Below are 24120 nucleotides of genomic sequence, written 5' to 3' on the forward strand. Positions count from 1 at the left end.
AAGCGCTTTTTTCTCATTTATCATCTTATTTCTTGGAGAGGATCAACATTAAAGTCAAAACCTTGCCCCCATAGATCATATTGATCACGTGGGAGATCTGCATAAGGTTGGCATGAAAAGACAGCGGCATACACCTGCCTCATCATAATAGCTTGTTGACTCTCAAGACCGCTTACGGGATCAATGATAGGATCGCCCACAACCATTCCTTCACGGTCTAAGTAAAAACGCAACCGCACAACCGGACGGTTTTTTAAATCGCCACCAAGTGCCACAAGTTTAAGCTTCTGTTGAATACATCCCCCCGCAATGTTGACCAATGTTTGTGCCATTTTTGTGGTATCATTAATATTTTTTCTTCCCCCCATTGCTTCTGGTGTATGAGAACGTTTTGCTCCCCCTCCTTGTGACCGCGCACGATTGAGCAAATTATTTTCCTCCAGTGCTAAAATATCTTCAATGGTCTGTTTCTCTTGGTTTTTTTTGTTAAGCTTTGGCGTCTTTTGATTCAATGTAACCGCATTCTTCCCTAGAACATCTTCATCAAATTTTGGTTTAAACTGTGGAAGAAAAATTTTTTCTGGAAGTGTAATTTTGGGCGCTTGATGAACAATCTGCTCTGCTGGTACCTTCTGTACCGTTGGAGCCAATTCTTTTGGCGATATCATCTCTTCATTTTTGTGCACAGGCTTGAGCGCATCTTCCGGCGCTTCCAAAGGCATCTCAGGTGCAACCTTGTCCTCCTCCTCCGGCGCTTTCACAGGCATCTCAGGTGCAACCTTGGGCGCTTCCTCCGGTGCTTTCAAAGGCATCTCAGGTGCAACCTTGGGCGCTTCCTCCGGCGCTTTCAAAGGCATCTCAGGTGCAACCTTGGGCGCTTCCTCCGGCGCTTTCAAAGGCATATCCGGTGCAGGCTTGGGCACCTCCTCCGACGCTTTCAAAGGCGTCTCCGGCGCAATTTTGGGCGCATCCTCTGTTTTTGCTTCTAATAATTCTGGTTTTGTAAGTTCGGGTGTCAATGTTTCTGACGTGTTCTTGCTTGGTGGTAGCGATGCTGTTTCAACAGGGCGCAGTTTTTCCTTTGGTTGAAACGGTGCTAGACTATCTATTTGTCCCTCTCCAATATGGCGTGCATCTTCTTTTTCTTGTGGTTGCATAGTCGGTTTTACGGCAGGGATTGCACGAATAGGAGCCTTTACGGCTCCTCGTTGAGAGGACAACTCATCCACTAAAGGAGAAAGAGTAATGGGAATTGCTTCCAATGATTGTGGTAAAGAGACAGAGCTTGTAAACTGAATGGCTCCCCAACTGAGAAAAATGACATGGACCACAAGGGATAAAGCCAAGCCTCGTTTCATGCTATGATAGGAGTCTTTGTTCATTCTTTATGCCTTATTTATGCCTTACATTTTTTCATTTTAAATCACTCTATACTCTTTTAAAAACATTTTAAAAACAATCATTTATGCGGATTTATTACTTATTATTTATTGTGCTAGACTTGCTAACGCAACTTGAGAAAACCCCGCTTTTTGAATATCCGCCAGCAGTTTTAATACTTGCTGATATTCAACAGTTTTAGCAACCCGTACAAAAACCCGTTGATCTTTTTGTGTAGCATCTTCTTCCAGAAGAGTTTTAAGGTGTGCAATCAGTGCCTGTGATGTTTCATAATAATCTTGATTAATGGCAAAGCGCCCTTGCGCGTCAAGTGAAACCGTAAGGGGCGTTTTTTGAGCTCGTACGGGCCCCGCTTGACTACGAGGCAAATCTAGAGGAACACCGTTCACTAAAAGGGGGGCAGAGACCATAAAAATAATCAACAAGACCAGCATAACATCCACAAAAGGAGTGACATTGATCTCACTCATCAATTGGCTTCGTGAATGATGGCGCCTACGTGTATTTTTTCGAGAAGAAGAAGCAACAGAAATTCCCATGGGATAAGCTCCTTTTTATAAAGAGGAAGGTGCTGTGCGTGTTTCATCAATACGCCGCGATACAATTGTTGAAAATTCATCGGCAAAATTTTCTATTTGTGCAATGATGCGCGCACTTTCATGAGTCAACTTGTTATAAGCAATAACGGCTGGAATTGCTGCAAACAAACCAATAGCGGTTGCCAAAAGCGCTTCTGCAATCCCTGGCGCAACAATGGCAAGTGATGTATTTTGAGAAGCTGAAATAGAAAGAAAAGACTCCATAATACCAATAACTGTTCCAAAAAGTCCAATAAAGGGGCCCGCGGATCCCAGTGTTGCAAGAAAACTTAATTTCGATTCTATTTTTTCACTTTCACGTCCCAACGTCAAATCCATAGCCTTATCAATTCTGCTCTGCAAACTTTTCGATGTATGGGTCCCTTTTTCAAGAGATTTTTTCCATTCAACCATTGCCGCCATAAAAACGGCGGATATACTATTGGTGCGTTGACTTTTACATGATGTATAAAGATCTTCTAGCGCTTTGCCTGACCAAAATGTACGTTCAAACTGCTTTATTTGACGCCGTATTCTCCGATATGTAAAAATTTTATCAAAAATAATTGCCCAACTCCATATGGAAGCAAGCAGCAACCCGATCATAACACCTTTCACGATCCAACTCGCTTGCATAAACAAATGTAACATTCCAATTGTTTCCGGATTCGTTAGTTCACCATGCGGCATAATTTTTATCCCTCTAAATAAAAGGTGTATTTTTAAAAATTCTATAAAACAGATTATTTTATAGTTTCTAAATTTAAGTAAAAAACCTTAGTTTCACATAAATTCATGCGCTAAAACAAGACTTATTTCTTAAATTTCTATAAAAAGTGATGACGAGAAACTCTCCCTCAACACACATCTCCCTCATTTCACAACAGCATTTATGAAATAATATAACCATAAAGCCTTCCCCATAAATGCTATAAAAATAAAAGATATCAAATCTATTATGCACCACCATCTTTACGTTCATGAAAAGAAAGCTAAACCCTCATACACGTTTTAAGCTTAAAATGCAGCGATAAGTCTTAGCACTTGAAAACATTCATAAGAGGCATTTTTATTCCTTATCTTAAGTGTTTTTGTCCCCACTCACCAAGCCCGCTTGTGACATGTAAGAAAATGTTTTTGATTAATTGGCAACAATAGAGCTTGAAAAGAAAACATCTTACACGTTTCAGAATTATCTGAAAATGACAACGCAATGAATTATCATTATAAATAAATATGTTATAATCATGAAAGATTGCGCTTTACCTCAGGCTATTGTTTCTCTCATTTCCATCAAATTTAATACGAGGACACCATCTGGCACAAAAAAACGACAATAAACCACCATAAAATGCCTCACAACAATGCGCCTCACCCATGCACCCCTAAGGTAAGTCCCATATAATCTAGTGTAAGTCTCATATAATCTCATTGTGTTGTGAATTAGCCCCTCTCAATGCCCTTCATCTCTCTGGCTCCATGGTATAACGTAAAAGCTTCTGTAACATGAAAAAAAACTTTTCACATCTTTACTTTATGAAAACCGGCTTTTTCGTTCTCTTTGCTCACTTGCGATATTTGATCATTATTGCATTAAGAATGATCCATAAGGAATATTTTACATTTTTTTCAATGATTTACATTGCTCATCTTATGATGATGTGTAAGCAAATAATTTTAATTGTTTCAACATAAACAGATTTGAAATGAAAGTATTTTACTCTCATTACTCTATTGGAATTTGTGCCCATAATCTATTGGAATTTGTGCCCATAATCTATTGGAATTTGTGCCCATAAGAAGTGATAATTTATCTTTCTAAGTCAATCTATTATATAAAATAATATACTTTTGCATTTCTGCTTTGTATGCATTGATCTCTCATTCATTCACTGCATTTAGAAGCGCAGATACAGTCATGCATGATAGATGAAAATGGATAGAACACGCACTCTTGTGATGCCAAATAACAACCTACTAAAAAACAAATAAAACTGCTTAAAACACCCTTTAAGTGTTTGGAGAGAATTGTCGACCTAATAGCTTATTATCACTTATTGCAATATTTTGCTGAGTATGTGCATTTTTATAAAAATAAATCTTAATGTATTTTTTATTTCTTTTTTTGTTTTGTACTTTTCTGCTGTTTTCTTATGCCAACGAATCTTTCTTCAAAAGAAAAGTATCTTCAGTTTATAGCAGAAAATGGATAATAAGACATTGATTTTGAATCATAACATGGATGAGGCGTGTTAATTTTGTGAAATATCATCTCCAATTTATTATAGTTATTGTAGCAAAGGTGCTTTCTTTTGATGTATCGTATGACCTTGTTGGAAAACATTTAAGCTATAATAAATATATGTCTTAGATTGTAGGTCACTTTATACCCCCTGATCTCTCCTGAAACTGCTCGTTCAATGAATAACACTTTTAACCTAGTATTTTTTCAAAAAGTCCTTTGGGTAAACGTCGCGGTTTTGCCTCTTCATTAATCAGAGCAATTTCAACTTTGGCTGTTACCAACGTGGTCGCCTCATGCAAAATAGATTGCTCCATAAAAAAGCGTGCCCCTTGGATATGAGTAACACGTGTTTTAACGACTAAAAGATTATCAATTTTAGCTGGTCTTAAAAAGTTAATTTCCATATGACGAACAACAAAAAACAGTTTTTCCCCCTCACCCCCAGCTGCTAACATCTTATTATTAAAACCGGTATCCCGTAAAAACTCTGAACGTCCTCGTTCAAAAAACTCAAGATAACGCGCATGATAAACCACACCGGAAAAATCTGTATCCGCAACATAAACGCGGACCTGAAAATTATGAAAAGCATTTGTATGATTGCTCTTAAAAGGTGTTATTTCTGTCATCGACTTCATATCCCATAAAATCATTTAATATTAATATAGCAAATTGTTTATCAATCAAAAGATTGAACACATTTTTGTGTTGAAGTTGTGAAAAGCAAAAGCCCCCCTTAATAGAGCAAGACCCTTTTGGTCAGAATATGCAAAAAGAAGTGCGTCTCTTGTATTTTATGACTTTGCTATAAAATATTCACATAATTTCTTTTAATAAAGAGAGTGTCTTAGTCATCTTCCCCCTCCCATAAAGACGCCTGAAGTGATGAATTGTCTTGAGCATCAGAAAGTTGAGAACGCCTTTGTATAGACGTTGTAGAGGCAGGAGCAGAAAGCCCTAAATGGCTCCAAGCCTTTTCAGTGAGAATGCGTCCACGAGCGGTTCTTTGAATAAAACCTTGTTGGAGCAAATACGGCTCAACAATATCTTCAATGGCATCGCGTGGTTCTGATAAAGCAGCAGCAATCGTTTCAATCCCCACCGGTCCCCCTAAAAAAGTTTCCGCAATCAGGAGCAAGTAGCGACGGTCAAGCGGATCAAGACCAAGATGATCGACCTCAAGGCGCGAAAGCGCTTCATCAGCGATTTTTTGGTCAATTTGTTTTGCCTGTTTAACCAAAGCAAAATCACAAACACGCCGCAAAAGCCGTCCAGCAATACGAGGAGTCCCCCGTGCTCGGCGTGCAATTTCATGAGCACCATCATCACTAATCTTGACGGCAAAAAGCCGTGCATTACGCTGCACAATATATTCCAATTCTTCTATAGTATAAAAATTGAGACGAATTGGGATGCCAAAACGATCTCTCAGCGGTGTGGTCAAAAGCCCCAAACGTGTGGTTGCCGCTACCAAAGTAAATTTAGCCAGATCAATTTTCACTGAGCGTGCCGCCGGCCCCTCCCCAATGATCAAATCAAGTTGATAATCTTCCATGGCTGGATAAAGAATTTCCTCAATCGCCGGATTTAAGCGATGAATTTCATCAATAAACAAGACATCACGTTCTTCAAGATTGGTCAAGAGAGCAGCTAAATCTCCTGCTTTAGCGATAACCGGTCCTGACGTAGAGCGAAAATTAACGCCTAATTCTTTTGCCATAATCTGTGAAAGCGTTGTTTTTCCTAATCCCGGAGGTCCTACAAACAAAACATGATCCAGCGCTTCTTGCCGCGTTTTTGCTGCTTCAATAAATATTTTTAAATTAGCCCGTGCCGCTTCTTGACCAATAAAATCATCGAGAACTTGTGGTCTTAAGGAACGATCTGGATCGTTAGGAAGGGAGGCGGAACCCAGAAGGCGTTTATCTTCATCTTTATGCATTGTTACCTTGATTTTAAGTAGGAGAAGAAAGCAATTTGAGACTATGGCGGATCAGCATGGCGGAAGAAACAGTTTCCCCCTCAAGAGCATTCATCGCAAGAGCAAGAGCACGAGATGCTTGCTCGCGTTCAAATCCTAGCTTCATCAACGCAGAAAGAGCATCATGCGCAGGTTGATTGGTCATCTCACGCTGAGGCACCGAAACAGTCTTGATCGCTTGTTCAAAGGGAAGTGTTTTACTTTTCAGCTCACCCACAATTCTTTCACTGACTTTTTTACCAACGCCCGGCGCTCGACTAATCATCGCAACATCGTTTAAGGCAATAGCCTGTGCAAGTTCATCTGGCGATAAAGTACCCAAGATTGCCAAAGCAACCTTTGCCCCTACTCCAGGAACATTTTGTAAAAGACAAAACCACTCCTGTTCAGCTCTTGTAGCAAAACCAAAAAGGCGGATTGCATCTTCCCGAACATGCGTTTCAATAAAAAGGCTTAACGCCTCCCCAACAGAGGGTAAAGAAGGACGGAGCCGATTTGAAACAAAAACCACATAACCCACACCGTGAACATCAAGAAGGATATGATCATCCAAGATATGTTCAAGGGTGCCCTTTAATTTGCCAATCATGTTGCCACCCCAATCATACCGCCATCCTTGCCTGATAAGATCGCTCAATACTCTTACGATGCATACTATGACAAAGAGTAAGAGCAAGAGCATCAGCCGCATCACTGCTATCAAATTCAGCCCGTGGAAGAAGAACTTTGACCATCATATGGATTTGTTCTTTAGCACCGTGTCCAACCCCAATAACCGATTTTTTCACTTTGTTAGGCGCATATTCAAAAACAGGAAGATTTGCTTGAGCAGGAACCAGCAGTGCAATTGCACGCGCTTGCCCAAGTTTTAAAGTTGCTGTAGCATCTTTGTTGACAAATACATGTTCTACAGCGGCTTCATGGGGCATAAATTGATGCACAACCTCTGAAAGACCTTTGTGGATCTGACATAGTCTGGAAGCCAGCTCACACTTTACATCAGAAGAAACCGTCCCCGCTGCAATAAACTGAAGACGATTACCCGCAACATCGATAACGCCCCACCCTGTACGCCGTAATCCGGGATCAATGCCTATAATACGAATCGTCTCTGCCATAAACTACAGTCTATACACTTTTCCCCCCTGTGAATAAAGATGTGAATAAAGACAAGACCACAAAGAAAACAGCAGTACAAGACAAAACCAGTCAAAAGATGATCATGCCCCCAATTTATACAATTATAACTATAACACGCAACGAACAGCATCTTTATGGAACATACTTTATGAAGCATCACTGAAATCAATCAAAACCATTCACACATCACAAGCAAGCGCCCTATCAAGCACCCTATAAAGCATAAAAATTCCCTTTCTGTATCATATCCAATGCCATAACGGTTAAAAATCGCAAGCGAGCAAATAGAGAGTGCTGGATTGTACATTCATTAAGTGTAAAGAGGCTATGCAATAGATAGTATACACTTTATGGAAACTTTTTACGTTGTAACATGTTGCTACCATAATAAATCAACACATTGATCTATAAAGATAATTCATTATTTTGTATGTTGAATAAAAATCCTGAATAACGTAAAATTTTCTCATTTCAAACCTCTTTATCTTGAATCAATCAAAACCAAGAGCGTAAATAAATTGATGTACAAGCCCCTGCTCTATTTAGCATCTGATCATTATCATAGCCAAAACAAAATCACACGATATACCAACAGAAAGTGTTCCAGCTGCAATCAACCAAAGCCGATTTCCATAAGAGCAACCATACCCCATTCCATGCCATATTCGAAATCAATACCTATCTCCCTCTAAGCTATAAGCTCAAGATATTTCCTACGCTCAAATAAAAATTAGGCAGAAAAAAGCACTCTAGATTAGTTTTAGCTGTGAAATTTCGGTTGTAAAAATGGATATACTTCTCTAAATATCGCCAGAAAGAAGCAAGGAGCTATTCTTCTCAGAACGCCCAAAAGCTGTTTTGAGCAATTCGATTTATTTTCCCACGAAATTATCATCTCTTAAACTACAACTACCTCTTATTGACCAGAGCGCTTAAACTACAGCCGCATATCTACGAAAAAATGCACGCTTCCAAACGCAATGAATGAGAAACAAATTAGCGGAAAATTTCTGGCAATTCATGCCAATGAAGGGTTTCAAGTTCCAATGTCGGTGTATGAACGGACACTTTTACAATTTCTTTTTTATTTGTTCTGATGACATTTCACCTTCACCCAAAGCAAGGAAATACCTCTAAGAACGCCCAAAAGCTGTTTTGAGCAATTCAATTTGTTTTCCTACTGGATTATCATCTTCTAAGGCACAGGAGGCTGCAGTTTCCCACCCAGCACGCATATACTGTATGCGCGCTTCCAAACGCAATGAATGAGAAACAAATGGGCGGAAAATTTCTGGCAATTCATGCCAATGAAGGGTTTCAAGTTCCAATGTCGGTGTATGAACGGACACTTTTACAATTTCTTTTTTATTTGTTCTGATGACATTTCCCTTCGCTCAAAGCAAGGAAATACCTCTAAGAACGCCCAAAGGCTGTTTTGAGCAATTCAATTTGTTTTCCTACTGGATTATCATCTTCTAAGGCACAGGAGGCTGCAGTTTCCCACCCAGCACGCATATACTGTATGCGTGCTTCCAAACGCAATGAATGAGAAACAAATTGGCGGAAAATTTCTGGCAATTCATGCCAATGAGAGGTTTCAAGTTCCAATGTCGGTGTATGAACAGACACTTTTACAATTTCTTTTTTTATTTGTTCTGATGACATTTCCCCTTCACGCTCTGCCCGAAGAAGAAGGAGTTGAGAAGCGATTTGCATAAGTCGTGTACTTAAATACATAGCTTCTTTTGCATAGATTGCAGAAACTTCTGCCGAAAGGGAACGTGCTACTAATTTCCCTTCTGAATCAATATACGCTGCGGTTTTTTCAATCAGCGCCATTGTTTCTTCATAGAGACGATTAAAAGCATTTTCAAAAGCATTATGCTCAATCATGATAATAGGTTCATCATATGGACGTTTATGTACACTCACGCTTTTATACTCCAAGTATCAGCACAAAATTATACTCCTCAACGAACAGAGTATTAAAAAGTTTCTTTTGTTGCTGTATAGAACGCTTTTTTTTAAAACTGCTACCTCTTTTAATTTTTTTGCGCAACGCGCTTTTTATACTAAGGTTAACGCACCCAACAAACACTACAAACACTATAGGAACGTTTCTTATAAACGGATCAGTTTCCTCGAAAAGGATCCCTGCCAAGATTGCCGTTTTTCACAATAATAGGCGACTCCAAATTGCAAAGCAATACCCGTTATTATTAAGAAGGTATCGGAAAAAAACGTTTCTGTCATCACTGTTTTTATAATTTGTCCAAACATCGCAAAAATAGTTCCCGTTACAAAGACCGGTAAACTATGTTTTCCTAAGATTGCTAAAGGATGTTTCTGAGAGACACAAAACCATTTATTGATGCGCGGTAAAGAAAGAATGAGAAAGGCTAATGCAAGAACATGGAGTAAACGTGGCAAGCTTAAAAAGGTTTTATTAAAGTTCAACAATGGGGAAGACCAGCCAAGCCACCCCAAAATGCCCCACCAGTTTAAGCGAACCCATAACAGCGCCAACAAGAGATACGCTGCCGCACAAACAATCCAAAAAGACTGAAAAGCGATTTTTTTTCCTTGTTTAAGCGCTAAAGTACTGGTCAATCCTATGACAAATAAGAATTGCCAAGACAAAGGGTTTAAAAACCACTTTCCCTCTAAAGGATAAGAAGGAGGAGCAATTTTATAAAATCCGCAGATAAGATACAGTGTAAAGGAGCCCAAAAGCAGCCATTTTGTCTGTTTACAACTCAAATAAAGGATAAAAGGCGCAAAAAACATCAAAACGATATAAAGTGGAAGAATATTATTATATCCCAATTGATGCCCAAAACTTAAGGTACTCAAAAATGCGATAACAGGCTCTTTAAAAAAGAGTCCCACATTATTCATCGATAAAAGTTTTTCTGTTCGCCATAATAAAAAGGCAGCAAAAAAAAGGCTTAACGTGACAAAAGTAGTAAAAAGATATGCGCCATAGAGCTGCAAAGCTCTGTACCAAAGTTTTCGAATGATAAAAGCAAAGGATTTTTGCTGTAACCGACCATGAAAGCTTAACCCAAGAGCAATCCCTGAAAGCAAAACAAACACTTCTGCTGAATCGGAAAAACCGAAATTTCTATGGGTAAAAGACTCATAGATCGTTCTGGGAATATGGTTGATGAAAATCGTCAATAAAGCTAAAGAACGAAAAACGTCAATACGCGTATCACGGCGAAAAGGTTGAGTATTATGCTCAAGAACACCTTGGTATTTCATCAGTGGACTCCCACACGCCACAAACCCCTTGAAGTCCCATAAAAATGGTGGTTACCCTTATTGCCAACAAGCATAAACAGGATGAAACTTTCATTTTTTAAGAGTCAAGTTTCATTTTAAGCGTTTATTTTTTAAAAGGCAAAAGTTTTTTAAAGGCAAAAGAACGAAAAGAATCCGTACATGTATCACAGCAAAAAGGCGACATATTATGCTTAAAAACACTCTCATTTCTCATAAGCAGGCTCCCACACACCCACAAATCCTTTAAATTACGTGAAAATGGTGGTCACTTTCATCGCAAATAAGCATAATAGAATGAAACTTTAATTTTAAGCATTATTTTTCTCTAAGAAACAGGGCTTTGACATGACACAACAAAAAAATAAACCAATTGATCCACCTCTTTTCCCTCAGTTGATTTTAACACTTGATGTTCGGCGCAACACCCCACACACATTTTTGCAGCAAATTTTTCAAACAAAGTCTTTTGCATGCGTCATCCTCTATGATTCTGAAAAGCAGAAAGATGATAGCTCTTTTTTACAACAACAAGCGCAAACTTACGCAGAAGATATTCAACATCATGACGCAGCCCTTCTTATTGCTGATGACAGCCGCATTGCTGGGCGCATAAAGGCTGATGGATTGCACATAGAAGATGATCTTAACGCTCTTGAAAGCTTCAAAAATCAGCAAAAGGAACAAAAGATCATAGGCTTTGGCAATCTACGCAATCGCCATAGTGCTATGCTTGCAGCGGAAACAGGCATTGATTATCTATTTTTTGGCAAATTAGGGGCTGATAAAAAACCCCATGCGCACCCCCGCAATCTCCAGTTAGCAACATGGTGGGCAGAAATTATGCAAACCCCCGCCATTATCCAAGCAGGAAGCGATTTTTCAACCTTTGATGAAGTCTTAAAGACTGGATGTGAATTCATTGCTGTAGAAGAAGTGATTTTTGGGAACGACAACCCCTTAATACTGCTTAAAACAATGCAAGAAAAATGTGAAAACACCCCCTTGTAATATAGGAGGAGAATTTATAAATAAAGCGTTAATAAAAATCCAAACACTCACCACTATATTACTTATATAGAACACACAATAACAGATAAAGAGGATACCTCGAAACTCAATAAAATTGCTTAATAATTCAATCAAATTGATGAAAAAACTAGCGTCTTTTTTTCATATGATATATAGAAAAAAAGATCATAAAAACTTTCTCGTTCAATGTCTTATAAAAACAAAGCATTATGATTGGGGAAAATGGTCATTTTCAATATTGGTACTAAATACCAATAGCTGACGATACAAATATGCAGGGGACATAAAAATGCAATATAGCGGAACACTTGAAGATCTTACAAACATAATTTGCAAAGCTGGATATCAAATCATAGAAAGTAAATTACTAAAACATGATTCCCCTGAAATATATCAGATCAAAACCTCCAAAGGAGGCACTATTAATTGGTTTAAAAGCACAGGAAAACTTCAAGTTCAAGGCAAAGAAAACATAAAACAAAAGTTAATAGAAGATTTAGCAAAGCATCTAGAAGAAACATCAACGATTCCTTCCTCAAAAACTGCCCCCAATACCTCAAATAAAAAAATTTTATCGTTCACGGTCATGATCGTTATGCCTTAAAGGAGCTTGAAAATGCTCTTCTCAAGCTTGATCTGGAACCATACATCTTACAAAATACAAGCGGCAATGGTTTACCCATCATTCAAACTTTGAAAAAAGAAATTTGTGACAGTTCTATAGATTTTGGTATTGTACTCCTCACGCATGATGACATGGGTTATGCTATATCTCAAGATGAAGAAAAAATTCAACCCCGTGCACGACAAAACGTTATTTTCGAAATGGGCATGTTAGCTGCCGCGCTTCCTCTTGAGAGGATTGCTATTCTAAAAAAAGAAGGCATTGAAATGCTTTCAGATGTTGGTGGAGTTTACTACCTTTCTTTTAAAGAACAGGTAAATGAAACATTTCCCAAACTTATTAAGCGCTTAAAAGAAGCTGATTTCTCTTTTAATACAGATACAATTACTCATGCATTAAATTAAATTTGAATAATGCTTATGTTTATTTTTTAAAGCGCACGCCCAAAACCACACGTCACCCCACCACATTCCACAGACACACACACCCTATAAGCTCAAAGAAACGATTTACCCCCCACCCTTCCTCAAACAGCAAGCGATTGTGCAAATTTTAATGAAGAGACCGCAATTCATTACCATGGAAGAAATCATTTTAGTCCCTTTGATAAACACGGATCTGATATTATGATTTTGGTAATCATTCCAGAGAGATTTAAGAAGCGGATAGCCTCTCATTAAAAAACAAATTTTGTAAGTAAAAAACTATTTTTATTGTAAATTTCCTGAAAGTACTTTATGAATTAAAAGATGTTTTGGTCGCATACGCAACGACCAAGAGGGTCTTGAAAGCCCGAAAATCTAAACATGAATTTACCCCACTTTGTGGGTATCCCGGAATTCCGGGAGTTTTTGCTATGTCCAGGTGCTCTCAGCACTAAAAGCAAAAAAAGCTGATTAGATTTCAGTACTTTCAAGCTCCCGGAATACTCATGCGAGGGCGCTCGCAACCGGCAGGGGGCTTTAAAATGCAATCTCAAAATCTTAATATTGATCTTTTTATTGGCAAAAAAATTCGCTTAAAACGAAAAATGCTAAAAATGTCTCAAACAACTTTAGGACACGCTTTAGGTGTCACCTTCCAACAAATTCAAAAATATGAAAAAGGCTTAAATCGTGTCAGCGCAGGGCGCTTAAAAGAAATTTCTGATATTCTAAATGTTCCGGTTTCCTTTTTTTATGCGGACATCATTACAAAACAACAGCCCCCATACCACCACGATGAAATCGCATCAAGCACAGAAGAATACCTGCTGCTCAAAAGATTTAGAACGCTCACCACTGTTAAAAAGATAGCCTTTTTACAGCTGATCTCTGATGAGAGTGCAAGCTAATATCACACGGATAGCGCGCACTATTCAAAGTCCCCTGTTGTGAAGCTTTATTGTTTGAATGCAAAACATGCCAACTCTCTGTTTTAAGAAACGACACGTTAAGAGACGCTATTTTAATTTTTATTGTAAATTTCCTGAAAGTACTTTATGAATTAAAAGATGTTTTGGTCGCATACGCAACGACCAAAAGGGAACTGAAAACCCTAGATCCGAGCGTAAAAATGAACCCACTTTGTGGGTATCCCGGAATTCCGGGAGATTTTGCTATGTCCAGGTGCTTCTCAGCACTAAAAGCAAAATGCTGACTCGGATTCAGTGTTTTCAGACTCCCGGAATACTCATGCGAGGGCGCTCGCAACCGGCAGGGGGCTTTAAAATGCAATCTCAAAATCTTAATATTGATCTTTTTATTGGCAAAAAAATTCGTTTGAAACGAAAAATGCTAAAAATGTCTCAAACAACTTTAGGGCAACATTTAGGTGTCACTTTCCAACAGATCCAGAAATATGAAAAAGGCTTAAATCGTGTCAGCGCAAGGCGTTTAAAAGAAATTTCTGATATCTTGAATGTTCCACTTTCCTTTTTTTATGCGGATATCATCACAAAACAACAGCCCCCGTACCACCATGATGAAATCGCATCAAGCACAGAAGAATACCTGCTGCTCAAAAGATTTAGAACTCTCACCACTGTAAAAAAGATAGCCTTTTTACAGCTGATCTCTGATGAGAATGCAAGCTAATATCACACGGATAGCGCGTGCTATTCATAAGCACTCATAAGTATTTTAAAAAGCAACCTCCATTATAAGCATTTTTTCATTTTAGGGGGCGAAGCCCTTAATATAATAAAAGATCAGCATCTTGACACACGATAACCCTTTATCATTATTATTTTTAACAGAACTATTTTAAACAGTCTGGCTCTCGTCAACATTTACGCTATTTTTTTAAACTTACCCAACCCTACCTTAACGAAGACGAACACTAAGAGATAAAAAATAATATAGAAATGAGATTCTTATACGGCTTGTAATGATGAAAAAAAAATGTGAAAGTTCTGATCGGTAATGAGGAGAAAACACCATGATCAAGAGAAGCGTTAAGCTGCTTATCTTAGGCGTGATTGGGCTTGCAAGTTCTGCTGTCAATTCAGCTGGAAACACTGAAGAATTCTCAAGTTCTGAAGGCTCTTTCAATACGATTCAAGAAGCTTCAAACACACAAGAACCTTTTCAGCCCTTAAAAGCTGGAGACTATGACCAAGCCTATGACTATTACATCCAAGGTTATTATTTAAAAGCTTTTCGTGAAGCACTCCGACGTGCTGAAAAAAATGATCCTTTTGCACAAACTCTTCTTGCCCGAATTTATATGGAAGGATGTGCTGTTCCTATTGACGGTGCACGTGCTGCTTTATGGTTTGAACGCGCTGCAAAACAGGGGGAACCCCAAGCACAACTACGCTATGGACTTATGTTGTTTGATGGTAATTTTATAAAACAAAATCAAGAACTTGGTGAACAGTTCATTCAAAAAGCTGTCAATGCAGGCGTCAAGGAAGCCTATTTTTATTACGGACAACTGCTTCTTTATAAAGCCGCACAGGAAAAACAAGCTCTCCCTGGTGTTTCTTCCCAAAGTCGTGAAAATGAAGCCATCGAGCAAGCCTTAAAATTGTACTTAAAAGGGGCTGCTCTTGGAGATGCTGAAGCTGCTTTTTCTGCTGCAAAAATTCTTTCCTTAGGCACGTTAAAACGACCAAAGGATGATCGCAATGCCCGCAAACTCATGGAGGTAGCGGCACAAAACAACCACTTAAAAGCTCAACTTCATTTAGCACAATGGCTTATACAGGGGCGTGGAGGAGAAACAGATTTTCCCCGTGCTTTTCATTTACTTCAAAGAAATGCTATCAACATGGTAGCACCAGCACAGATTTCCCTTGCAAGGCTTTATCGAGATGGCACAGGAACAAAAGGCGATATAATAATGGCAGCGGCATGGTATATGCTCGCAAAGGAGGCAAAAATGCAAGCCCCTGATCTTGAAATAATGCTCCAAGGCATGGACAAAACACAACTAGAAAAAGCGCACAAAGAGGCAATAAAGCTTCTTCCTGTTTTTTGAAATACTCCTCTCTGCTTCAAAGAGATAAAATTTATAGAAATTCCGGGAGATTTTGCACTGTCCAGGGGCGATAAGCCCTAAAAGCAAAAAGGCTGATTTGAGTTCAGTGTTTTAGACTCCCGGAATACCAACGCGAGGGCGCTCGCACCCGGCGAGGGGCTTTAAAATGCAAACCAAAGATCTTTATAACGACATTTCCATTGGCAAAAAAATGCACTGGTATCATTTGCTTAAGCAAACAATATCCAATAAGAAAAAGAACTAGGCTATCACGAAAATCCCAAAAGCTCTATTTTTTCATTCTTTTTGCTTGGATGAAAAACACACCAACTCTCATTAAAAAAACTATTTTTTATTGTAAACTTGCTGAAATTACTTTATGAATTGAAAGGTGTTTTGGTCGCATACGCAACGACCAATAGGGCTCTAAAAACCCGAAACCTCGTACATAAATTTACCCCGCTTTGCGGGTATCCCGGAATTCCGGGAGATTTTGCTATGTCCAGGTGCTTCTTCGCACTAAAAGCAAAATGCTGATTCGAGGTCAGTGTTTTTAGACTCCCGGAATACCAACGCGAGGGCGCTCGCACCCGGCGGGGGGCTTTAAAATGCAAAGTAAAAATCTTAATATTGATCTTTTTGTAGGCAAAAAAGTTCGTTTTAGACGAAAAATGTTGAAGATGTCTCAAAAAACATTAGGTCAACATTTGGGTGTTACTTTCCAACAAATCCAGAAATATGAAAACGGCTTAAATCGTGTCAGCGCGGGGCGCTTAAAAGAAATTTCCGATATCTTGAATGTTCCGGTTTCCTTTTTCTATGCCGATATTATCACAAAACAACAGCCCCCATACCACCACGATGAAATCGCATCAAGCACTGAAGAATACCTGCTTTTAAAAAGATTTAGAACGCTCACCCCTGTAAAAAAGAACGCCATTTTACAGCTGATCTCTGATGAGAGTGCAAGCTAACATCACACGGATAGTGTGCGCTATTCAAAATCCCCCTTTGTGAACACCTTATTGCTTGAATGCAAAACACGCCAACTCTCTGTTTTAAGAAACGACACGTTAAGAAACACTATTCTAATTTTTATTGTAAATTTGCTGAAATTACTTTATGAATTGAAAGGTGTTTTGGTCGCATACGCAACGACCAATAGGGCCTTGAAAACCCTATAATCCGAACGCGAAAATAAACCCACTTTTTGGGTATCCCGGGATTCCGGGAGTTTTTGCTATGTCCAGGTGCTTAAAGCACTAAAAGCAAAAAGGCTGATTCGGATTCAGTATTTTCAAGCTCCCGGAATACCAACGCGAGGGCGCTCGCACCCGGCGGGGGGCTTTAAGATGCAAAGTAAAAATCTTAATATTGATCTTTTTGTAGGCAAAAAAGTTCGTTTTAGACGAAAAATGTTGAAGATGTCTCAAAAAACATTAGGTCAACATTTGGGTGTCACTTTCCAACAAATTCAAAAATATGAAAACGGCTTAAATCGTGTAAGCGCAGGGCGCTTAAAAGAAATTTCCGATATTCTAAATGTTCCGGTTTCCTTTTTTTATGCGGATATTATCACAAAACAACAGCCCCCATACCACCATGATGAAATCGCATCAAGCACAGAAGAATACCTGCTGCTCAAAAGATTTAGAACGCTCACCACTGTAAAAAAGAAAGCCATTTTACAGCTCATTGCTGATCAGAATGAAAACTTTTAACATTGTGATATAGGGCACTACACTCCTCTGTTCTTAACTTGCCTCCCACATCTCAAAGGACAGAAGTCCTTTCCCTATCCAGTTGGTAAACAATCCGTCTTCTCAGAACAGAACTCTTCTAGCTTTCCATTTCATGTGGTTCATTTCACAAGATTATCCGGACAAGCTCCCTCTCAAATATTCACCACACATTCTCATAAAAATATCACATATGCAAAGTTTGATGCCTTACAGCACCATACCTCAAACGATAATATTTTACAGCAAACAGGATAAGCATTCATGCGTATTTTAAAAAAGATAGCCCTCAAAAAGCAATGCTTGAAAATTTTTTTGGTCGATCTGGAACAGCACTTAACGCATCATTTTATAATGATGATAGAGGACATGATCTTAACATGCAAACGCAAAAAATTGCTTTTTATCGCAATCACCAAAAGCAGCTGTTTATTAAAATATACGCCACCAGAAGCACTTCAAGCAACCTTACAGCTGAAACCATTATTCATTGATTAATTAACCGATTGATTAGATAGCGATATGTTGTTAACGTAGCTATGTGTAAAGTTGCTCTTATTTCTGGAATAGGAGCTTCGCAAAAAAGAGTAACAATAAGTAAGAGGAATTAACGATGTTAAAATATTTATTGCTGTCACCGGTTGTGTTGGTGGCAGGTTGTGCGTCTGTAGGCAATTATTCATCAAATTATGTTGATCAAAGTCTTACAAAGCGTCAAGCACAATTAGTCGCTAACAAATTTATTAGCGATATCAAGAGATCTCTACCACCAGCTACAACCACACTTCTTATAAAGAAAAATAATACAGCAGACAGCTTTACTCCTTTATTTATCAATCTGTTGCGACGGAATGGATATAATGTGATTTATACAGATCAACCTCAAAAGCAGCAAAACATGGGTGTGAATTTGAGTTATAGAATAAGATTAAATAGTAGCACTATAGTGTCTCTTCTTCAGTATAATGTGAACGGAGAACCACGTGCTCATATAAGTACTCAGCCCCAATGAACCCGCTATTTAATGTAAACATTCTCTATATTTTACACGTAAAGACTTAAAAGCTCTTGCGAAAGGCAAAGAGATTTGCACCTCAATAAAAAACCTCATTTTTAGCCAGAGGTGGATAAATTTTATTATAGATTGTGACAATACAAAATAGTGTAAATTATAGCTTTAAGATTTAAAGAAAGAAGAATACTAAAAAATAATGAAAAATGCCCCACACCCTAGCAAATTGTTACGCGAAGATGTAAATGCAAAACTTGGCTTATCTGTGATTGAAGCAGCTGAATAGCTTTCTATATCCCATGTAGCATTTTCTAGGGTATCGGTAAAAATCCTTATAACGATATTTTCAGTGGCAAATTCATTGGCAAAAAAATTCGTTTGAGACGAAAAATGCTAAAAATGTCTCAAAAAACATCAGGTCAACATTTGGGTGTTACTTTCCAACAGATCCAGAAATATGAAAACGGCTTAAATCGTGTCAGCGCAGGGCGTTTAAAGGAAATTTCCGATATCTTGAATGTTCCAGTTTTCTTTTTCTATGCCGATATTATCACAAAACAACAGCCCCCATACCACCACGATGAAATCGCATCAAGCACAGAGGAATACCTGCTTTTAAAAAGATTTAGAACGTTCACCTCGATAAAAAAGAAAGCCTTTTTACAGTTGATCGCTGATCAGAATGCAAGGTAACATCACACGGATAGTACACACCACGCTCTATCCCATGAGACACTATAACAAACTCTGTATTCAAATATTCATCATATATTCTCATAAGAATAGCTCGTGAATTTTATGGAACTTATATCATTACCATCAATTATATCATTGCCATTAATGATGATATTTTACGACACAACGGGATAAATTCCCCAAAAATTCTAAAAAAATTTTTGTGCAAATTTTTAAAAAGCTTGCGTCTAAGTGCTTTTTATGGTCTTGCAAAGAACTGAAAAGCAAAAATACATAAATGTCCTTTTTACTTAAGCTTTTCTCTTTGCAAAAACCATGAGAAAGCCTATAGAGCATACAGGATCATGAGAGAGCCGCAAAGCTAATCAAAGGGATTTGAGCCCGAAAATAACAAAAGAGCTTGACTGTTAAAGGCAGCAAAGAAAAGCGCCATAAAGACAACAAGAGAGTTCTTTTTGCAAGAATAGAATTGGATAGAAACGATGAAAATGAATGGCAATGAAATTCGCCCTGGTAATGTAATTGAACATCAAGGAAGCTTATGGGTTGCTGTTAAATGCAACGCTGTAAAACCAGGAAAAGGTGGTGCATTTAACCAAGTTGAAATGAAAAATTTAATTGATGGTACAAAACTTAATGAACGGTTTCGTGCTGCTGAGACAGTTGAACGCGTGCGCCTTGAACAAAAGGATTTCACCTTTCTTTATCAACAAGGGGATGCTTTGGTCTTTATGGATTCAGAATCTTATGAACAACTTGAACTCCAAAAGGATTTTGTTGGTGAACGTGCTGCTTTTCTCCAAGATGGGATGACTGTCACAGTTGAACTTTATCAAGAAAAACCTATTGGCATCTCACTTCCTGATCAAGTTGCTGTCACGATTGCGGAAGCCGATCCTGCCATCAAAGGGCAAACGGTTACCTCCTCTTATAAACCCGCCATTCTTGAAAACGGAATTCGTATTCTTGTTCCCCCCTTTATGAATGCTGGTGAACGTATCATTGTAGACACCAATGAGTTGATTTATTTGCGTCGCGCAAATGAAAAAGATAAATAAAGGAATAAAATATGGCCCATTCTGCAGTCATGAATGTCATGGTGCAAGCTGCAATGAAAGCAGGACGCTCGTTGGTGCGTGATTACGGTGAAGTGCAAAATTTGCAAGTTTCTTTGAAAGGACCAGCAGATTACGTCAGCCAAGCAGATCGCAAAGCGGAAAAAATTATTTTCAATGAATTAAGCAAAGCGCGCCCAAAATTTGGTTTTCTAATGGAAGAGTCTGAAGAAATCATTGGCGAAGATTCCCAACATCGTTTCATTGTTGACCCATTAGATGGCACCACAAATTTTCTCCATGGCATTCCTTTTTTTGCTGTTTCCATTGCCTTAGAAAGTCAAGGAAAAATCGTTTGTGGTGTCATTTACAATCCCGTAAGTGATGAACTCTTTACCGCAGAACGCGGGTGTGGTGCTTTTTTCAATGACCGACGCTGTCGCGTTTCTGCTCGACGCAGACTAGAAGATTGTGTCATTGCCACAGGAATGCCTCATTTTGGTCGCCCAAATCATGGAACCTATCTTATTGAATTACGCAATGTGATGGCGGAAGTTGCCGGACTTCGCCGTTTTGGCGCTGCTGCTCTTGATTTAGCTTATGTTGCTGCTGGCCGAACCGATGGCTTTTGGGAAGACAATCTACAAATTTGGGATATGGCTGCTGGAATATTAATGGTTCGCGAAGCCGGTGGTTTTGTCACTGATAAAGAAGGGGGCAGCGATATATTTCGCAAAAAAAACATCATTGCTGGCAATGAACACATTCGCACTAAGCTAGAAAAAAACCTCAAAAAAGGCATTTAGACCTTAGAAGCAGTGTTTTTATTAAAAGGCAATGCTAAAAGTTCAACTTTGCAACATCCCCATAGAGATATCCCTCATTACGCAACCTTATTTCTTATTGGCGCAACCTTATCTCTTATTGAATTGCGCAAGTAATGATAAAAGTTGCTGAACTTCACCTTCTTGGCTACTGCTTCTCTTGCAGTTTAGCTTATGTCGCCACAGAAAAAAACCATGGCTTTTGGGAAGATAACCTACAAATTTTTGATAGAACTACCGGCATACTAATAATGGTTCGCGAAGCTGGTAGTTTTATCACCGATAAAGAAGGCAGTAACAATATATTTCGCAAAAAAAACATCATTGCTGGCAATGAACACATTTACACTAAGCTAGAAAAAAACCTCAAAAAAGGCATTTAACTCTTACAGTTTTTTACAAAAACCTTAGAACCTTAAAAAACCACGTGGAGAGAGAGTTTTAAATTTTCTTTACAGAAAACGATAGGAAATAACTGATCAGATAGTGACAAAAACATCATCACAAATAAAAAATATACTCGCATACCCCCCACAAAAGCAATCCTCAACAGCTTACCTTATTGACGTTTCTGTTATTCAAATCCCCCTCCAAAAAAGCTGCAAAAGGCAATAAACAAAAAAACATCATAACAAAATGCCCCAAGAAGCAATTATCGCACCCAAAGCAAAACACAGTCCATTCCCTCTCTCAATATATGCTCTTTATAGTGCGCTATCCATTGATCGAAAAACTCTCCTCTCTCATAAAAGCTGCCGCATATGCTGAAAAGTTTTCTCTCTTTTCCACCACTGCATAATAACAGAGATTTCAGAAAACCCACTGATTTATAGAGCTGTTCCCTACCCCTTTATTCAACCGTTTTACAAATAGTTTATCAAATGCCGACGACATTTATAATAATGAAAATCTTTGTTTTCCAAAATTGCTTCCTGCATTTCACTTGCAAGCTGTTCTTTATCTTTTTCAACAGCCTCTTCCAGCGCCTTTACCTTCTTATTCCCAAAGATAACTTTTAATTTTGTTTGTGTGGTAAGTTCCTCCCAAAAGATCAATCGGTTATCGCATTTCCCATTTGACACCTTTATCCATTCTCTGACTCCTAATTTGTAAGCTTCTTCAAATGTTGGCATCTCTTCAGAAATGCAGAGATCTTTTTTCTCTTCTTTATCTCTCTCTTTGCAAACCTTCATTGCCCTTTCAACCGTAGAGTAATAATAATTTTCATCAAAGGCAATATATCCTTCTTTCACCGTATCAATAAGCTGCTTATAGTAAATGAAAGTTTTTCTTGCCGCCTTATAATCACTGGAAACATCATACAAGAATGATAAAAGCTCTCTTTTACAAATGCATAGTCGTCGGTAAGTATGAGATAGAAAACGTCCACACCGTTCTATAGACTCTAGCATCTCATATTCTGTATATTTAGGCCTGTCTTTTTCTATGTCTATATATTCAAACATGCTTACTTTTATATATTCAGACATGTTTCCTTCTATATCCTCGGATATATCTTCAAAGCCGATTTTCGCTTTTAACTTTTCCGCGCGCTGTAAAGCTTTGTCTTTTTGTTGCTGTTCGTATTTAGCTGTAATCGTATCATCAATCATATATAACCACCAATGAAACAACAGCATTGTAGGCTTATAGCGCTTTTTTTTCGTAATAGGGCCCACAAATTCTCGCAATTTGATGCCATTCTGTCTCATTAATCGTACAACTTTAGGATAAGTTTCCTTAAAAATTGGGCGCATCATTAATTCATTTATTCTTTCAATCTGCTCAGCAGTAAATTCCACTTTCAGCGCCTTCTCATAAAGAAAAAATGTATCAGCATATCCTTGAGCACAGATATCTTCCACCATCATCGGATGTTGCTGTTCGCTAATTTGAGAAAAGTGCCCAGGATTTTTTATCTCCAATATACTCCTTTCCCATAACCTTACTCCCTCATCCCATTGTTTAATCCATTTTTCTAGTATTCTTTGGTTTTTTTTAAAAAGATTCTGATCCCCTTGTGCAATAATATCTTGGTATATCGCGCACTCTCGATATTTTAGCTGCCATAATTTCTCACATTGCTCAAGTTGTTCAATTAATTGCTTTTTATGGCTATTTGCGAACGCCAGCATCAAACTTTCCACAAAATAGGCTATAACTGCCACACTTAACAAAGTCTCCATTGAAAATTCGCAAAACCAAAGCACACCGAGTATGATAATGAATAAAATTGTATCTCCGAATCCTTTCCATACCTTTTTCATAATCTCTACAAAAACCTCTGCCACAACCTCAAAAAGATAGTTTAATATAACCATTCCTATGATAGCGATTGCCCCTATGACTATCAGTAATATGAATCCCATTACCACTTCGCCCAATTCACTCATTCTTGCTCTCTTTTATTCTCCCCAACATTTAACGCAGCTTTCTCATCGATTTCTCGATATTATATCATTATGTGTACATCTGATTTGTAAATCACTACATATTATATTTTAATAAAAATAATACACAAAATATAGATATTTTTGCTGGTAAAATAAAACAATTTGTATTTAATAATGCTGTTTTAGTGATTTATGTACTTTAAAGAAAAGCCTTATAAACCCTCAAAATGCATGATCCATGAAATATTGATTTTCAAAGTAATAAAAACCCTTAACACAGCAAAATATGCTGCGTGCTCACACTGTTTTATAACATCGATAAAAAGCGTCTCTCTGCCTATTTATCAGCTCTTCTTTAAATAACCCAGCACCATCTATACTATGCCAGCACCCAATGTTGTGATATCCCTTAAAACTTGAGACAATTCATGAAGAGGACTTATTCTTTCTAAAGTCTTTTATTCACGCAGGCTCTCTCTGCTTGCCACATACAAGAGACATGGTTTTAACTAATGCAACATAACTAAATTTGGCATGAGAAAATCCTATGCTATTCATGATCTCTCATGAAAAATAATGGATTATCTTTATAAATCAATGTGACGGTGCTGTTATGAAGAGAGCTCCTTGCACATCCTCATAGTCCATAGAGATT

Annotated in this window: 23 protein-coding genes and 2 pseudogenes; 14 read left to right on the top strand and 11 right to left on the bottom strand. The window is 38.2% G+C overall.

Going from position 1 to position 24120, the window contains the following annotated elements:
• Positions 1-20 precede the first annotated feature (20 nt).
• The 10 genes and pseudogenes from PVV60_RS06050 to PVV60_RS06100 all read right to left on the bottom strand — a co-directional run bounded on the left by PVV60_RS06050 (position 21) and on the right by PVV60_RS06100 (position 10609).
• Positions 21-1382, bottom strand: a complete 1362-nt coding sequence (locus tag PVV60_RS06050; RefSeq protein WP_273723812.1) for a cell envelope integrity protein TolA — start codon at positions 1380-1382, stop codon at positions 21-23.
• A gap of 105 nt (positions 1383-1487) precedes the next feature.
• Entirely contained in the window at positions 1488-1940 is a 453-nt protein-coding gene (gene tolR, locus PVV60_RS06055; RefSeq protein ID WP_273723813.1) for a protein TolR, read from the bottom strand.
• Between the two features lie 15 nt (positions 1941-1955).
• Positions 1956-2669 (bottom strand): protein TolQ, encoded by a 714-nt coding sequence (gene tolQ, locus PVV60_RS06060; protein WP_273723814.1) that lies wholly within the window; start codon positions 2667-2669, stop codon positions 1956-1958.
• 1743 nt (positions 2670-4412) lie between these two features.
• Positions 4413-4853 carry a tol-pal system-associated acyl-CoA thioesterase gene (gene ybgC / locus PVV60_RS06065; RefSeq protein WP_273723815.1) on the bottom strand — a complete coding sequence of 147 codons (441 nt, stop codon included), beginning with the start codon at positions 4851-4853 and terminating at the stop codon, positions 4413-4415.
• A gap of 218 nt (positions 4854-5071) precedes the next feature.
• Positions 5072-6166 carry a Holliday junction branch migration DNA helicase RuvB gene (gene ruvB, locus PVV60_RS06070; RefSeq protein ID WP_273723816.1) on the bottom strand — a complete coding sequence of 365 codons (1095 nt, stop codon included), beginning with the start codon at positions 6164-6166 and terminating at the stop codon, positions 5072-5074.
• Between the two features lie 13 nt (positions 6167-6179).
• Positions 6180-6794 (bottom strand): Holliday junction branch migration protein RuvA, encoded by a 615-nt coding sequence (ruvA, locus tag PVV60_RS06075; RefSeq protein ID WP_273723817.1) that lies wholly within the window; start codon positions 6792-6794, stop codon positions 6180-6182.
• Positions 6795-6807: 13 nt separating this feature from the next.
• Positions 6808-7323 carry a crossover junction endodeoxyribonuclease RuvC gene (gene ruvC / locus PVV60_RS06080; RefSeq protein ID WP_273723818.1) on the bottom strand — a complete coding sequence of 172 codons (516 nt, stop codon included), beginning with the start codon at positions 7321-7323 and terminating at the stop codon, positions 6808-6810.
• Between the two features lie 1155 nt (positions 7324-8478).
• Positions 8479-8732: pseudogene (locus tag PVV60_RS06090) on the bottom strand (DUF1465 family protein); the annotation flags it as partial.
• Positions 8733-8758: 26 nt separating this feature from the next.
• On the bottom strand, positions 8759-9277 hold the full coding sequence (locus PVV60_RS06095; RefSeq protein WP_273723819.1) for a DUF1465 family protein: 519 nt from the start codon (positions 9275-9277) through the stop codon (positions 8759-8761).
• Positions 9278-9466: 189 nt separating this feature from the next.
• The gene (locus PVV60_RS06100; RefSeq protein WP_273723820.1) at positions 9467-10609 is read right to left on the bottom strand and encodes an OpgC family protein; all 1143 of its coding nucleotides are present in this window, start codon (positions 10607-10609) and stop codon (positions 9467-9469) included.
• Positions 10610-10975: 366 nt separating this feature from the next.
• Here PVV60_RS06100 and PVV60_RS06105 point away from each other — a divergent pair, with 366 nt between their 5' ends.
• From PVV60_RS06105 to PVV60_RS06170, 14 genes and pseudogenes are all read left to right on the top strand, one after another.
• Positions 10976-11638, top strand: a complete 663-nt coding sequence (locus PVV60_RS06105) for a thiamine phosphate synthase (RefSeq protein ID WP_273723821.1) — start codon at positions 10976-10978, stop codon at positions 11636-11638.
• A 310-nt stretch (positions 11639-11948) separates the two neighbouring features.
• A complete protein-coding gene (locus tag PVV60_RS10770) occupies positions 11949-12263 on the top strand; it encodes a hypothetical protein (protein ID WP_342752788.1) in 315 nt (104 codons plus the stop codon).
• Entirely contained in the window at positions 12233-12688 is a 456-nt protein-coding gene (locus PVV60_RS10775; RefSeq protein WP_342752789.1) for a nucleotide-binding protein, read from the top strand. Before PVV60_RS10770 ends, PVV60_RS10775 begins: the two co-directional genes overlap by 31 nt.
• A 527-nt stretch (positions 12689-13215) precedes the next feature.
• Entirely contained in the window at positions 13216-13617 is a 402-nt protein-coding gene (locus PVV60_RS06115; RefSeq protein ID WP_273723822.1) for a helix-turn-helix domain-containing protein, read from the top strand.
• 340 nt (positions 13618-13957) lie between these two features.
• Positions 13958-14359, top strand: a complete 402-nt coding sequence (locus PVV60_RS06120) for a helix-turn-helix domain-containing protein (RefSeq protein ID WP_273723823.1) — start codon at positions 13958-13960, stop codon at positions 14357-14359.
• 343 nt (positions 14360-14702) lie between these two features.
• Complete coding sequence (locus tag PVV60_RS06125) at positions 14703-15746, top strand: tetratricopeptide repeat protein (RefSeq protein WP_273723824.1); 1044 nt, start codon at positions 14703-14705, stop codon at positions 15744-15746.
• Positions 15747-16354: 608 nt separating this feature from the next.
• The gene (locus tag PVV60_RS06130; RefSeq protein ID WP_273723825.1) at positions 16355-16720 is read left to right on the top strand and encodes a helix-turn-helix domain-containing protein; all 366 of its coding nucleotides are present in this window, start codon (positions 16355-16357) and stop codon (positions 16718-16720) included.
• Positions 16721-17098: 378 nt separating this feature from the next.
• On the top strand, positions 17099-17467 hold the full coding sequence (locus PVV60_RS06135; protein WP_273723826.1) for a helix-turn-helix domain-containing protein: 369 nt from the start codon (positions 17099-17101) through the stop codon (positions 17465-17467).
• A 282-nt stretch (positions 17468-17749) separates the two neighbouring features.
• Positions 17750-17983: a hypothetical protein gene (locus PVV60_RS06140; RefSeq protein ID WP_273723827.1), complete on the top strand. Its 234-nt coding sequence runs from the start codon at positions 17750-17752 to the stop codon at positions 17981-17983.
• Positions 17984-18098: 115 nt separating this feature from the next.
• Positions 18099-18497: a hypothetical protein gene (locus PVV60_RS06145; RefSeq protein ID WP_273723828.1), complete on the top strand. Its 399-nt coding sequence runs from the start codon at positions 18099-18101 to the stop codon at positions 18495-18497.
• A gap of 318 nt (positions 18498-18815) precedes the next feature.
• Positions 18816-19190: a helix-turn-helix domain-containing protein gene (locus PVV60_RS06155; RefSeq protein WP_404977299.1), complete on the top strand. Its 375-nt coding sequence runs from the start codon at positions 18816-18818 to the stop codon at positions 19188-19190.
• 485 nt (positions 19191-19675) lie between these two features.
• Positions 19676-20251: an elongation factor P gene (gene efp, locus PVV60_RS06160; RefSeq protein WP_273723829.1), complete on the top strand. Its 576-nt coding sequence runs from the start codon at positions 19676-19678 to the stop codon at positions 20249-20251.
• 11 nt (positions 20252-20262) lie between these two features.
• Positions 20263-21054, top strand: a complete 792-nt coding sequence (locus tag PVV60_RS06165) for an inositol monophosphatase family protein (protein ID WP_273723830.1) — start codon at positions 20263-20265, stop codon at positions 21052-21054.
• Positions 21055-21185: 131 nt separating this feature from the next.
• Positions 21186-21455 (top strand): annotated as a pseudogene (locus PVV60_RS06170) (inositol monophosphatase family protein); the annotation flags it as partial.
• Positions 21456-21935: 480 nt separating this feature from the next.
• On the opposite strand, the gene PVV60_RS06175 reads toward PVV60_RS06170, so the two are convergent.
• A complete protein-coding gene (locus PVV60_RS06175) occupies positions 21936-23465 on the bottom strand; it encodes a hypothetical protein (protein ID WP_273723832.1) in 1530 nt (509 codons plus the stop codon).
• Between the last annotated feature and the right edge of the window lie 655 nt (positions 23466-24120).

This window comes from Bartonella sp. AU18XJBT, assembly GCF_028618595.1.
In the GTDB taxonomy this organism is placed as follows: domain Bacteria; phylum Pseudomonadota; class Alphaproteobacteria; order Rhizobiales; family Rhizobiaceae; genus Bartonella.